A 13,070-nucleotide genomic window follows, 5' to 3' on the forward strand; every position below is an offset into this window, starting at 1 on the left:
ATACGAGACCATCATGAACCCGGCCGTGAGCCTCGCGGCCTGACACCCCCAACTGTCACCTAAATGTGCGGCAGTCCCCACTGTTATGCATGAAGGTCGGCTGGGCCTCGATAGCGGAGTTCGACGCTGTTGGCGGCGCTTGTCCCAGTGACTATGAGCAACCCGCGCCTTTTCGGATTGAGTGGTTCCTCAAGCGAACCGGTTCGTCGACCGTCCGCGGCTTGGAGGATGGTCTCACCGTTCGCAAGGGACACGGCTCGATAGGGAGTCCCGCTACTCGGCTGGTGATCGGGAAGCCACGTCACCGCGGCATCCTCGACTGTGTTGATCCAGGTTCTCTCCGGTGCAGCAGTGCTACGGCTGATGAAATCGACCCAGAGATCGTGCGATGACACGGTCGGCCAGTGCGGGTCGTTCGCATGTTGCCGCACCTCCTCCGAGTTCAGCCACTGGTGAAGCTCCGACACGGTTGTGAAGGTGCCGCCTCCGGCTGCGATGGCGGCGAGGGCACCGGCTCGGGAGGAGAATCCGGCCTGCATGAGCAGCGCGGCAGATCGGTTCAGCGTCCCTGTCTCTAGCGCTGCAACTGCGAGTCCGTGCTCATCGGTGAGGAGCGCCCAAAGATTGCCGACCGGGTCCTCGTTGGCGGTTGCTCGGACCCGGACCGCTTCCAGCGCCCATGGCAGCCTGTAGGTCAGCGAGTCTTCGATGAATTCCAGTGTATCCGTGATCTCCTCGCGTGCCATCTGTGCGGCATCCTCGCCGCGAAGCCATGCGGCGAGGATGTCTTCCCATTGCGGAGGAAGGGTGCGGGGCGCGAAGGGGTAGATGCCGAATGCGATCCTGGCGAAGCTGGTCAGGGCGTCGATTGCGGCACCGGGGTCGCCGATTCGGATGCCCTCGTCCGCGTTGTGCAGGTACTGTTCCAAGATGCTGGCGTGCTCGTCGAGTTGGCGTCCGGTTTCTAGGCCGACCCCCGCAAGGAAGTACCCTCGGCGCTGTGCCGGGGTCGACTGGCTCCAGAGGAAGCGTGCCCGCGCGGTCAGGCCGGCTCGAAGCGCTGTCTGCACGGGCTCCTGCCGTCGAGCCAAGCTCCTGGTCCAAAGCGACGAGGCGAGCACGTCATCGAGAGCCCCCTCGATTCCGTCCTCCGTAATCGCAGAGTCGTTGAGCAGACTGAGAAGGGCGTTATCGAGGCTAGCGAGTTGCGAGCGCCACGCAGTTCGGGAGCGCTCGGCTTCCTTGTCGCTCTCGGCCGCGACTTCTGGGTAATCCCACGCCGCGACGCCGGCGACGTATTCCAGCAGTGCATCCAGGTCCTGGAGACCGTGCTTCGCCTGCATCCGGCGGAACAGGTTTACCACCAGCTGCAGTAGGCCGCTTTCCATGTCGCGCAGAGCGGTGTCCTCGACCAGCTGCCTCCAGTTCCGTCTACCTGAGGACACTTTCTCGAAGATCGGGTGGACGACGAGGCCGACGGAGTCCACGAATGCTCGCCCGGCCCTGCCGACAACGTTACGGAACTCGGACGCCTTGATCAGTTCCCGGTTGCGCCAGAGGCTGTGCATCACGAGAGCGCTCGCCGAAAGGTTGAGCCCCTGGGCAAGAGTCGGTGAGGAGACAGTGATCCTCAGCGTTCCTTGCTGGAGTAGTCGCTCGATCTCTCTTCGATAGGGCGCGGGCAGCGAGCCGTGGTGGATCGCCACTCCAAGTCGCAGACACGCGAGGATCGGGTGTTCTCGCCCGAACCACTCCTCGCCGATCGTGATGGCCGAGGCGAGGTCGCCGGGATCCCCTTCGAAGACGCTTCGGAGTGCTCCCTGCCTATGAAGGTCGACTATGACCTTGGCAAGAGCATTTACCGAGTCCTTCCGTGGGCAGAAGATCAGGACGGTCTGGCCGTCATCGACGAGCCGCCAGGCTGTGGACAGTGTCAGCTCCTGCTGATTTTTGGGGAACTGCGTCGTCCTGCGGCCGTTCGGGGGAACGAAGGGCTCGAGAAACCGGGGGACGAAGGGCTCCTCGTCTCCCACGATGATGCTCAGGCGGGCTCGATCGCCTTGCCAAATCACTTCGCCGAAACGAAGCTTAGTCGGCCGCCACGAGCTTGCGATGAGACCGTCGGGCTGGTCATCGGTGAGCCAGTTCACGAAGTCCTCGACTTCGTCTCCGTCTGGCAGGATCGCCGAGAGGCAAACGATACGTCTGGTGGCTGCATCCCCACGGCGCAACAGTCGTTGTACCTGAATTTCGTATCGGACCTCGCGTTCATCCGCCCCGATCATGTGCCCCTCGTCGAGCACGACAAGCCCCACGTCGTCGAGGAGCGTTGGGTCGTTGCGCAGAGCGAAGTCGAGCTTCTCGGGAGTGGCGACGACGATGTCCCTCTCTCGTAGCAAATCCTCGTCGGCGCTGCTGGCCCCGATCGCGCCGTAGAGGGACGAGACGGTCTTGCCCAAAGGGGTGAAGGTCCGCTGCAGAGCCGTTTCAGTCTGGGCTGACAACGCCCGCAATGGGGTCACGAAGACAACGCGCCGACCCTCGGCTAGGGTCGCGAGGATGCAAAGTTCGGCGATCCGGGTCTTGCCGGCGCTTGTTGGGAGAGACAGCACCAGGTTCTCGCTGGTGTTCAGCACCCGTTCTGCGGCGGCGAGCTGCGACGGCCATAGGTCGATCTCCGAGCGTCGCCTTCGGAAGAGAGATGCGATGAACGTCGCACGCAGTCGTGCCCAGTCGCCACCGCCGTCGATTGGGTCGTCCGGGAGCAGGCGGTGGAAACTGGCCTCCCACAGGCCGCGGAGCAGGTGAATCGCGAGTCGATGGCACCACCACTGGGGGACTAGGTTCAGTTCGCTGGCGGCTCTGAGACCGACCTGCAGTGTGCTGAGGGCCTCCTCCAGGAGCGCCCCCTCGCCCCGTTCGAATGCGAGCAGCGCCATGCTGATTGCGCCGACGAACGCGTCGGTCAGTGCGAGGTCGACGACGTCGATGACATCGGTGTCGCCGCTGTCATCGTCCTGTTCCTCATCGCTGGCGGGCTCGAGGAGCCCGCGCAACGTCTCGACGAGGTCGGCGTCTGCTGCCGCGTCCTCGTCGCGGTGACTCAGGATGAGCGCGGCCAGGGTGTCGAGTTCTCTGCGGATGATGTGGATGAGGCATCGCTCACTAGTCGTGACTTCACCGGAATCGAGCGCAGTCTGAAGCAGTGAGTACGCCCGCGCGGAGAAGCTGCCGAGGTGGTAGGCGGCTGCTGCGACGACACGGTGGAAGCCTCGTTCGCGCGAGTTAGCTCCTCTGGCGATGACTGATTCAATGGCCGTAGCTGCGCCCTCAAAGGCGCGTTGGGCGAGGCTCCGCGACCCATCCGCCTCCACGAGACGTAGCCCCAGGCCCAGGAGCGAATAGCCGTAGGATAGAAGGTCGTAGCTGAGCAGCTCATCGAACGCGGGCGCGTCCTCGGGCAGGACACCGTCCCGCCAGATCATCGACCGGGCCTCTCCTCGCGCGAGAAGCTGTTCACGAAATCCGGGGGTCGTCGCCTCCCCGATCGCGGCCTCAATCTCATCAACTGTTTCAGGCATCAGCGATCGCCTTCGAATACACCTTCGCGATGAACGCCTGATGCTCTGACACCTGCAGACCGACGGCGAGGCGCTTTACACGTCCCCGGTACGCTGTCGTATTTGCGCGGAGGAGGGCCCGCGGATCATTTCCAGTGAAAGTAAAAAGCAGCTGGACCACCTGCCGTTGACTGATCCCAGAAATCAACTGGGCGTCGTCGATGAGCTCTGCCAACGTGTGCTCACCGAGTCCGTGGAGTCGGTCAGCGACGAAGCTGAGAGCATGAGGCGATGGGCGTCCCCGATCGCGCTTAAGTGCATCATCTGCGTCCGTGACCGTTGCAGTTCCGAGCCTTACGCGGCTCTTTGCCTCACCCTTCAACAGTTCCAGCGTTCCGTTCGTACTCGCGCGCACACCAACCAAGTCATCGCCACGCATCGACATCTCGCGGTGGTCCTTCCACCGCAACCGCTCCACCACTCGAAAGCCCAGCTCAAGCGTTGCGTACTGCGCTCCGATGATCTCTCCGAGGTCGCCCGAGCGGGTGCGCTTGCTCGTAGGGAGCTTCCCCTTAAGGTATTTAGCCGCTTTAGGTTTCCCCAGCTTGGCGAGGATCGTGGCGACGCGATCCGGATCCGTGTATTGGTTCGGGATCTGTGACGCAGCCCAGCCGACTCCCGATCCGATGGTCGCCGGTGGGGCAACCATGTGCACCATCGTGTGCCGATTAAGCGGCTCGTGTGTGGAAGTCGTCCACGATGAAAGTGGTGCCATGTCATCAATGGTGCCAGAGGTCTCAGCCTCTGAACTCAATGGTTGACCTTTGGGGCGAGGGGGACGTGAGCTTGCTGCTCAGCTGGCGACGGGGTGGCAGACGCGGCATATGGTACTCCGAACGGTGGGACGAGCCACTGACCCACCCGGGAGGGGCACTGAACTGGAGGGAGAGCGTGCGACGTGCTGCCTGTGGGCCGCGCAAGTTCCCGTGCAGACGGAGCCGTCCGGCGGTAAGCTGGGCATGTGCGACGGCAGCGATCTGGTCGGCGAGAGCGGCTTCGATCGCGAGTGGCACGCGGATGGCACGAGCGGCCATCGGAGTTGGAGGAGCCGCAGGATTTCCGCCTCTCATCAGGGAGGACGAGGACTGGGCATCCTGAGAGAGCAAGAACTGGGACTTCTGGCGCCCCAGCTTAGAGGCCCGGAAGCTGCGAGGTTAAAGCAGCTTCCGGGCCTCTTTGCCTTGGCGGCTGATGCACTGGTTCCCGCGGTCTATGCCACCGTCGCTGCGACCCAGCGCAGCTGGGCGGGCGCGTCTGCGCGGGAGCCAGGTAGGGTGGAATAGTTTTCCCAACGCATGACATAGTCACCGGAAAGTTTGGTCTCATTACCTGAATGCCAAGCTCCCGCAGTTCCCCACCGCAGTGTTCCTTTGAGCCGCGCGTCCTCATGTATCCGGAACTGTGCGTCATGGGTGGTCTTGTTGCGCGGAGGTTCCCAGAGTGCAGGAACGTTGGTGAGGAGCACAGCTGACGCCTGGTATGCAGTGTCCCGGGTTGTGAAATACTCAGCAAACTTCTCCAGACGGTAAATGTCCCTGACGAATCCTAAGCGAGCGAGATCCCAGGCAGAGTGCTCGGCTAATTGGAACTCTTCTGTTCCCACCGTCCCGGACCACTTGCGAGTTGGATACTTTAATTCCAGGACAGTTACACCATGGGGGCCATAGATCAGAATATCGACATGTTGTCGAAGGCCATCTGCGCGGAACGGCCGTTCGAGGCGCATATCTACTTCTGGGTATTTTTCCTGGAGAGTCTGCGCTAGAGCGAACTTGAAATCATGCTCGCTATGGAACACGGGCCGGCGTCCAGCGAGCTGCCTCAGTGCCTGGGGAACATCCGGTGCATGGTTGCTCACAGTTTCTACAGTAGTTTCGTTCTTTGAAAGGGCACAACACGTAGTTCAGACCACATTGCAGCTGGACATGCAGTGCGCTGATAGAAGTTCGCCAGGCACGGCGGTGTTTCACGGAACGCTGCAGAATCAACGCTGTTCGCGGCAGCGCGCTTGGTGCGCGGTCGCGGTGCGCACGGCGGTAGGCGCTGGAGAGGGGCGTCCCGAAGACGGCGTTGGCGGCCCTCCCGACCCCGACCGTGGCCAGCAGCGACTTCTGCGGTCCGGTCGCGTGAGAAGCGATACCCGAAACCCGCCAGACGCACATCACCCAGGCGGGTCGCCGATACATCGTCCCCGGTCGGAGACCGTATCGACACCCACCTGGGTGATTGCGTAGTGCTAACGGGAGGCAGCGCGCCTCCCGGCGTTGCTTACTTTCCGGCGAGTCCGTCCACGATCTCGTTGAGGGTCGCGGAGGGGCGCATCACGGTGACGACCTTGGCCTCGTCGGGGCGGTAGTAGCCGCCGATGTCGGCGGGGCTGCCCTGCACGGACTTGAGCTCCTCGACGATCTTCTCCTCGTTCTCGGTCAGTGCCTGAGCGACGGGCGTGAACGTCTCAGCGAGCTCGGCGTCGTCGGTCTGGGCGGCCAGCTCCTGGGCCCAGTACTGGGCCAGGTAGTAGTGGCTGCCGCGGTTGTCGATGGTGCCGAGCTTGCGGCCCGGGGAGCGGTCCTCCATCAGGAAGGTCGCGGTGGCCCGGTCCAAGGCGGAAGCCAGCACCTTCGCCTTGGGGGCGGAGGCCTGCTCGGCGTACTTCTCCAGGGAAGGCACCAGGGCGAAGAACTCGCCCAGGGAGTCCCAGCGCAGGTAGTTCTCCTGCTGCAGCTGCTGGACGTGCTTCGGCGCGGAGCCGCCGGCGCCGGTCTCGAAGAGGCCGCCGCCTGCCATCAGCGGGACGATGGAGAGCATCTTCGCCGAGGTGCCCAGCTCCAGGATCGGGAACAGATCGGTGAGGTAGTCACGCAGCACGTTGCCGGTCACGGAGATGGTGTCCTCGCCGGCACGGAGGCGCTTCACGGTGTACGTGGTGGCCTCGACCGGGCTGAGGATCTTGATCTCCAGACCGGTGGTGTCGTGATCGCCCAGGTACTTCTCGACCTTCGCGATCAGCTTGGCGTCGTGGGCGCGGTCCTTGTTCAGCCAGAACACGGCCGGGGCGCCGGTCTCGCGGGCGCGGGTGACGGCCAGCTTCACCCAGTCCTGGATGGGGGCGTCCTTGGTCTGGCAGGCGCGCCAGATGTCGCCGGCCTCCACGGTGTGCTCGATGAGCACCTCGCCTGCGGAGTCGACAACCTGGACCTTGCCGGGTGCCTCGATCTCGAAGGTCTTGTCGTGGGAGCCGTACTCCTCGGCCTTCTGCGCCATCAGGCCGACGTTCGGGACGGTGCCCATCGTGGTCGGGTCGAAGGCGCCGTTGGCCTTGCAGTCGTCGATGACGGCCTGGTACACGCCGGCGTAGGAGGAGTCCGGGATGACGGCCAGGGTGTCCTCGGGGTCGCCGGTGGGCCCCCAGCCCTTGCCGCCGTTGCGGATGACGGCAGGCATGGAGGCGTCGACGATGACATCGGAGGGCACGTGCAGGTTGGTGATCCCCTTGGAGTCGTCCACCATGTACATGCGCGGGCCGTTCTCCAGGCCCTTCTGGTACTCGGCCTTGATGCCCGCGCCGGCCTCGCCGAGTTCCTCGGCGCCCTTGAGGATGGAGGCCAGGCCGTCGTTGGCGGACAGGCCGGCTTTCGCCAGGTCCTCGCCGTACTTCTCGAAGATCGCGGGGAAGAACGCCTTGACGACGTGGCCGAAGATGATCGGGTCGGAGACCTTCATCATGGTGGCCTTCAGATGCGCGGAGAACAGAACCCCGGCGTCCTTGGCTGCCTGCACTTGCTCGGCGAGGAACGCGTCCAGGGCCCTGGCGGACATGAAGGTGCTGTCGAGTACCTCGCCGGCCTGCAGCTTCAGGCCCTCCTTCAGGGCGGTGACGGTGCCGTCCTCGGCGACGTGCTGGATGGTGACGGTGTCCTCGGCCTCGAAGACCACGGACTGCTCGTTAGAGGCGAAGTCGTTCGCGCCCATGGTGGCGACGTTGGTCTTGGACTCGGAGGACCACTCTCCCATGCGGTGGGGATTGGCGCGCACGTACTTCTTGATGGACTCGGGTGCGCGGCGGTCGGAGTTGCCTTCGCGCAGCACCGGGTTCACAGCGGAGCCCTTGATCTTGTCGTACCGGGCCCGGATGTCCTTCTCCTCGTCGGTGGAGGGGGACTCGGGGTAGTCGGGGAGCTCGTAGCCCTGGGACTGCAGCTCGGCGATCGCGGCCTTCAGCTGCGGCACGGACGCGGAGATGTTCGGCAGCTTGACGATGTTCGCCTCGGGGCTCTTGGCCAGCTCGCCCAGCTCTGCCAGCGCGTCTGCCTCGGCTTTGTCCTCGCCGACGTAGTCGGGGAACTGGGAGACGATGCGGCCGGCCAGGGAGATGTCCCGGGTCTCGACCTCGACGCCGGCGGTGGAGGCGAAAGCCTCGACGATGGGCTTCAGCGAGTAGGTCGCCAGCATCGGCGCTTCGTCAGTCTTCGTGTAAATGATCTTTGCCATGGGTGTGTGTTCCCCTCGAGGTCGATCGTGATGACGTCAGTCAGATGTCCTGTGTCGGGTCACAACCTATCAAGCACCGGGGACAGCGGGTCGGGGAGGCAGAACTCAGCACACACGCAGCGAGGTGCCGTCCTGCTCTTCCGCGGGCTTGTCTGCAACCCGATGTCCTGCGTCGTCATCCGCAGTGAACCTGGTGGTCAGGTCAGCGCGTGAACCCGCCGCCGGCCGCGCGGCAGGTGCCGCTGGGTCAGGTGGCCGAGCCCGGGGCAGCTTCTAGGAGTCGGTGAACTTCGCCTCGCGCTTCTCCGAGAATGCCCGCATGCCTTCCTTCTGGTCCTGTGTGCCGAAGGCCGCGTGGAAGGTGCGCCGCTCGAACAGCAGGCCCTGAGAGAGGGTCGTCTCGAACGCGGCGTTCACGGCCTCTTTGACGCCGATGGTGGCCAGCAACGACTTCTGGGCGATGCCTGCCGCGGCTTTGCGGGTCTCGGCGAGGAGTTCGTCCGCGGGCACCACGCGGGCGACCAGCCCGGACCGCTCGGCTTCCTCGGCGCCGATGAACCGCCCGGTCAGGCACAGGTCCATCGCCTTGGCCTTGCCGATGGCGCGGGTCAGCCGCTGGGAGCCGCCCATACCGGGCATCACCCCCAGGTTGATCTCCGGCTGGCCGAACTTCGCGGTGTCGGCGGCGATGATGAAGTCCGCCATCATCGCCAGCTCGCAGCCGCCGCCCAGGGCGTATCCGGCGACGGCGGCGATAATGGGCTTGCGGACGCGGGTGAGGCGGTCCCAGCCGGCGAACCAGTCGGCGAGGTACACCTCGGCGTAGGACTTCTCCGCCATCTCCTTGATGTCGGCGCCGGCGGCGAATGCCTTCTCGTTGCCGGTGATGACGATGACCCGGACCTCCGGATCGGCGTCGAACGCCTCCGCGGCGCTGGTCAGCTCGGCGAGCACCTGGCTGTTGAGGGCGTTGAGCGCCCCCGGCCGGTTGATCGTGAGCGTGCCGATGCCCTCGCTGCTCTCGGCCAGAATCGTCTCGTAGCTCATCCTTCTCCTTCGATGATCTTCGTGATCGCGGCATCGTCGACCTCGGCGAGGTTGCCGGGCCGCCACTGCGGATTGCGGTCCTTGTCGATGACCTGCGCGCGGATGCCCTCCAGCAGATCGGGCTGGGCGGTCAGCGCCCGGGCGATCCTGAAGTCGGCGTCCAGTGTCTCGGCCAGGCTCCGTCCGGCGGCGGCGCGGATCGCCGCCAGAGTGACTTTCAGGGAGGTGGGGGAGCGGCCCTCCAGGAGGGTGGCGCACTCGGCAGCGGGACCGCCGATCCGATGCAGTTCCGCGATGATGTCCTCCACGCTGTCCCGGGTGAAGGCGGGCTCGATCCAGGAGAGCCGCTCGGCGAGCTCGTCCGCGGGAGGCTCGGCGGAGTACCGCGCGATGACCGCGTCCGGATCCTCCGGCCCTTCTTCGAGCGCCTCGATGAAGGCCGGCAGGGACGCGTCCTCGACATACGCGTCAGCCAGACCGTAGCGGATGGCGGCACCGGCGCCGATGACGGTGCCGGTCAGTCCCAGGTATTCGCCGACGCCGTGGGGCATCTGGGCGAAGAGATGGGTGATCCCCACGTCGGGGAACAGTCCGATGCCGGTCTCCGGCATCGCGAGCTTGCTGCTGTCGGTGACGATGCGATGGGAGCCGTGGGCGGAGATACCGAGCCCGCCGCCCATCGTGATGCCGTGCATCACGGCGATGTACGGCTTGGGGTATTCGGCGATCGCGAGGTTCATCGCGTACTCGGTGCGCCAGAAACCGATCGGGTCATCGCTGCCGCGCACCAGCGCCGCGTGGATGGCTTTGATGTCACCGCCGGCGCACAGTCCGCGCTCGCCGGAGCCGGTCAGCAGCACCGCGCGGATGTCATCGTCGTGCCGCCAGCTCTCCAGCGCCTCTTTGACGACGGCCACCATCGGCTCACTGAGCGCGTTGATGGCTTTGGGCCGGTTCAGTTCGACCCGCGCCAGGCCGTTCCGGACGTCCGTGGAGATGTCCTGCGTCTGCGTCACTTATCCGACCCCCGTCGTCTTGCGCGAGATGATCACGCGCATGATCTCGTTCGTGCCCTCCAGGATCTGGTGCACCCGCAGATCCCGGACCAGCTTCTCTATCCCATACTCGTTCAGATAACCGTAGCCGCCAAAGAGCTGCAGCGCCTGGTTGGCCACCTCGAACCCGGCGTCGGTGGCGGCCAGCTTCGCCATCGCGGTGAGTTCCGTGACTCGCGGGTCGCCGGCGTCGTAGGCGCCCGCCGCTCGCCACAGCAGCGATCGGGCGGTTTCCAGCCGGGTCTGCATATCGGCCAGGCGGAAGCGCAGCGCCTGGAAGCCCAGCAGGTCGGAACCGAACGCCTGCCGCTCGCTCATATAGGACAGCGCCTTCTCCAGCGCGGCCTGGCCGCCGCCCAGCGAGCAGGCGCCGATGTTCAGGCGACCCCCGTTGAGTCCGGACATCGCGATCTTGAAACCCTGCCCGACCTCGCCCAGCACGTTCTTCACCGGCACGTGGACGTTCTCCATGATCACCTGCCGGGTCGGCTGCGCCCGCCACCCCATCTTGAGTTCGTTCACGCCGAAACTTAGCCCCTCCATGCCCTCGGAGAGGAGGAAGGCGGTGATGCCGCGGGCGCCCTCCTGACCGGTGCGGGCCATCACGAGGTAGGTATGGGACGAGCCGGCGCCGGAGATGAACTGCTTGACGCCGTTGAGGACGTAGTGATCGCCGTCCAGCCGGGCGGAGGTCTTCAGTGCCGCCGCGTCGGAACCGGCGTTGGGCTCGGTGAGGCAGTAGCTGCCCAGATGCTCGAAGCTCACCAGCGGATGCAGCCATTGCTCGCGCTGCTCGTCGGTCCCGTAGGTGTCGACCATCCAGGCGACCATGTTGTGAATGGAGATGTAGCTGGCGATGGATGGGTCCGCGGTGGACAGCTGCTCGAAGATGACGGCGGCGTCCAGGCGGGAGAGCCCGGACCCTCCGGACTCCTCGGGGACGTAGATGCCGCCCATGCCGAGTTCCGCAGTCTTCCTGATGACATCCACCGGGAAATGGTGCTCCGCGTCCCATTCGAGGGCGTGCGGGGCGAGCTCGTTGTCGGCGAAGTCGCGGCACATGGCCGCCAGTTCCAGCTGGTCTTCGCTCAGGCCGAACGTCATCGCGGCGGCGGTGTGGTCGGGCATCGGGGCTCCTAGCGCTCAGCGTCGTTGATGTGGCTGAGACCACCATAAAGTAGGACGTCAAAGTAATGCCATTTGGCGCCCCCACGCGGGGGAGAAGAAGAACGTGCGGGGAACCTCTTGGGCAAGGAGAGCCAGCTGCTGCGCTGCCCATGCGGGGAGGGCGTGCTCGGCGGCGGGCCTCAGTCGGCCAGGTTGCGGCGATGCTGCGCGAGAAGATCGAGCATGACGTCGAGCTGGGGCTGCTCCAGTCCGGGGGAGCGGAAGACGCTGTTCAGGGCTTCGGTGGCTTCCCCGACCAGGGCGCGTCCGGCGTCCGTGATCCCGACGAGGGTGGTGCGGCCGTCCCGCGGGTGGGGGCTGCGCGCGACGAGTCCGGCGTGTTCTAGCCGGTCGACGGCGTTGGTCATGGACGTGGGGTGAACCTGCAGCCGGGCCGTTGCCTTGGACATGGGAAGCTGGCCCGTGCGTGTGAAGGACAGGAGCGCCAGGAGCTCATACCGGGCGAAGGTGAGGTTGAAGGGCCTGAGCGTGCGGTCCACCCGCGCGAGCATGAGCTGTTGGGCGCGCATGATCGACGTCACGAAGGTCATCCCGTCCGCGGCGTCTTCCCAGCCATGCGCGATCCACTGCCGTCGCGCCTCGTCGATGGGGTCGAAATCCGCGTCCACTGTGCTCCTCGCTTCACCGGGTCCTGCTGACGGCTTCCCGCGACCGGCACGGGTCGCGAATCGCAGCGCCCGCGGTCTTGCGCCGCGTGGTCCGGGCGCGAGGGCCTGCGCGGCTCGCCATGACCCCCTGATTCTAGTGGGCTCTCGCACCCTGGCGGGCGGTGAAGGGAAACTGGTGGTGGGCCACCGGACGCGTCGTCCTGTGGAGTTCAGTGGAGCCGCCGGTTCCTGTGGCGAGGCTGGTGTGTGCGTCGTGCTGCGGGTGCGCGCACCGGCATGCGAGGATGGCGCTCATGTGCGGACGGCTGCAACTCTCGACTGACCCGGACGAGATCGCCGCGGACCTGGGCGCAGTGGCCACCGAGCGAACCATGGAGCCGCGATGGAACGTGCCGCCCGGAGCGGTGATCCCCATCGTGGTGGAGCGCCTGGAGGACGCTGCGCCGGACCGGACCCGCCGACGTCTGCCGCACCTGGAGTTCGCGTCCTGGGGCCTGCTTCCCAGATGGGCACGAGACGAACGTTTGGCGGCGAAGACTTTCAATGCGCGTAGCGAAACGGTGGCGGAGAAGCCGACGTTCCGGGACGCCTTCCTTTCCCGGCGATGCCTGGTGCCGGTGACGGGGTACTACGAGTGGTCGCACGCAGGCGGGCGCGCTCAGCCGTGGCGGATGCATGCTGCTGCCGGCGGGCAGCTCGTCATGGCCGGCTTGTACGAGTGGTGGCGCAATCCGGACGGGTCCTGGCGTCTGAGCACGACGGTACTGACGGCACCGGCGGCCGGGCATCTAGCGCAGGTGCATCACCGGATGCCGGTCTTCCTGGCGGCAGCAGCGCGAGACGCCTGGCTGACGGTCCCCGGGTCTCGCGCAGAAGCGATTCGCGGGTTGCATGACATCGTGGCGGACGTTGATCCTGACACGGTTGCCCGGCATCCGGTCGGGGCTTCGGTCGGAGACGTGCGGAACGATGATCGGTCCCTGGCGGAGCCCGTGGCGATGCCGATTTGACGATCCCCACGGCGCTGCGTAATGTTCTCTGAGGCTCGCGGAGCGGACAGG

Annotated in this window: 9 protein-coding genes; 1 reads left to right on the forward strand and 8 read right to left on the reverse strand. The window is 65.5% G+C overall.

The annotated features are described in order from the left end of the window. Nucleotides 1-83: 83 nt before the first annotated feature. The 8 genes from IEW13_RS16970 to IEW13_RS17005 form a co-directional block, all read right to left on the reverse strand. Nucleotides 84-3,581, reverse strand: coding sequence for a DEAD/DEAH box helicase (locus IEW13_RS16970; RefSeq protein WP_058858979.1), 3,498 nt, complete (start codon nt 3,579-3,581; stop codon nt 84-86). Next, nucleotides 3,574-4,269, reverse strand: coding sequence for a Hachiman antiphage defense system protein HamA (locus tag IEW13_RS16975; RefSeq protein ID WP_229745277.1), 696 nt, complete (start codon nt 4,267-4,269; stop codon nt 3,574-3,576). The genes IEW13_RS16970 and IEW13_RS16975 overlap by 8 nt, the downstream gene beginning before the upstream one ends. A gap of 561 nt (nt 4,270-4,830) precedes the next feature. Then, a complete protein-coding gene (locus IEW13_RS16980; RefSeq protein WP_188552095.1) occupies nt 4,831-5,478 on the reverse strand; it encodes a hypothetical protein in 648 nt (215 codons plus the stop codon). Between the two features lie 410 nt (nt 5,479-5,888). After that, entirely contained in the window at nt 5,889-8,111 is a 2,223-nt protein-coding gene (locus IEW13_RS16985) for an NADP-dependent isocitrate dehydrogenase (protein WP_188552096.1), read from the reverse strand. A 273-nt stretch (nt 8,112-8,384) separates the two neighbouring features. Further along, nucleotides 8,385-9,158: an enoyl-CoA hydratase gene (locus tag IEW13_RS16990; protein WP_188552097.1), complete on the reverse strand. Its 774-nt coding sequence runs from the start codon at nt 9,156-9,158 to the stop codon at nt 8,385-8,387. Further along, the gene (locus tag IEW13_RS16995; RefSeq protein WP_188552098.1) at nt 9,155-10,174 is read right to left on the reverse strand and encodes an enoyl-CoA hydratase/isomerase family protein; all 1,020 of its coding nucleotides are present in this window, start codon (nt 10,172-10,174) and stop codon (nt 9,155-9,157) included. The genes IEW13_RS16990 and IEW13_RS16995 overlap by 4 nt, the downstream gene beginning before the upstream one ends. Continuing rightward, on the reverse strand, nt 10,175-11,341 hold the full coding sequence (locus IEW13_RS17000; protein ID WP_188552099.1) for an acyl-CoA dehydrogenase family protein: 1,167 nt from the start codon (nt 11,339-11,341) through the stop codon (nt 10,175-10,177). Between the two features lie 179 nt (nt 11,342-11,520). After that, a complete protein-coding gene (locus tag IEW13_RS17005; RefSeq protein ID WP_229745278.1) occupies nt 11,521-12,009 on the reverse strand; it encodes a MarR family winged helix-turn-helix transcriptional regulator in 489 nt (162 codons plus the stop codon). A 293-nt stretch (nt 12,010-12,302) separates the two neighbouring features. On the opposite strand from IEW13_RS17005, the gene IEW13_RS17010 reads away from it, so the two are divergent. Next, nucleotides 12,303-13,019 carry an SOS response-associated peptidase gene (locus IEW13_RS17010; RefSeq protein ID WP_188552100.1) on the forward strand — a complete coding sequence of 239 codons (717 nt, stop codon included), beginning with the start codon at nt 12,303-12,305 and terminating at the stop codon, nt 13,017-13,019. The last annotated feature ends 51 nt before the right edge of the window (nt 13,020-13,070 follow it).

The sequence above is a fragment of the Sediminivirga luteola genome, assembly GCF_014639315.1.
GTDB classification, from domain to species: domain Bacteria; phylum Actinomycetota; class Actinomycetes; order Actinomycetales; family Brevibacteriaceae; genus Sediminivirga; species Sediminivirga luteola.

Bases quoted from the DNA above. Each gene is read 5' to 3' on its own strand.
- IEW13_RS16970 (WP_058858979.1), bottom strand. From the start codon at position 3,581: ATGCCTGAAACAGTTGATGAGATTGAGGCCGCGATCGGGGAGGCGACG.
- IEW13_RS16975 (WP_229745277.1), bottom strand. From the start codon at position 4,269: ATGGTTGCCCCACCGGCGACCATCGGATCGGGAGTCGGCTGGGCTGCG.
- IEW13_RS16985 (WP_188552096.1), bottom strand. From the start codon at position 8,111: ATGGCAAAGATCATTTACACGAAGACTGACGAAGCGCCGATGCTGGCG.
- IEW13_RS16990 (WP_188552097.1), bottom strand. From the start codon at position 9,158: ATGAGCTACGAGACGATTCTGGCCGAGAGCAGCGAGGGCATCGGCACG.
- IEW13_RS17000 (WP_188552099.1), bottom strand. From the start codon at position 11,341: ATGCCCGACCACACCGCCGCCGCGATGACGTTCGGCCTGAGCGAAGAC.
- IEW13_RS17010 (WP_188552100.1), top strand. From the start codon at position 12,303: ATGTGCGGACGGCTGCAACTCTCGACTGACCCGGACGAGATCGCCGCG.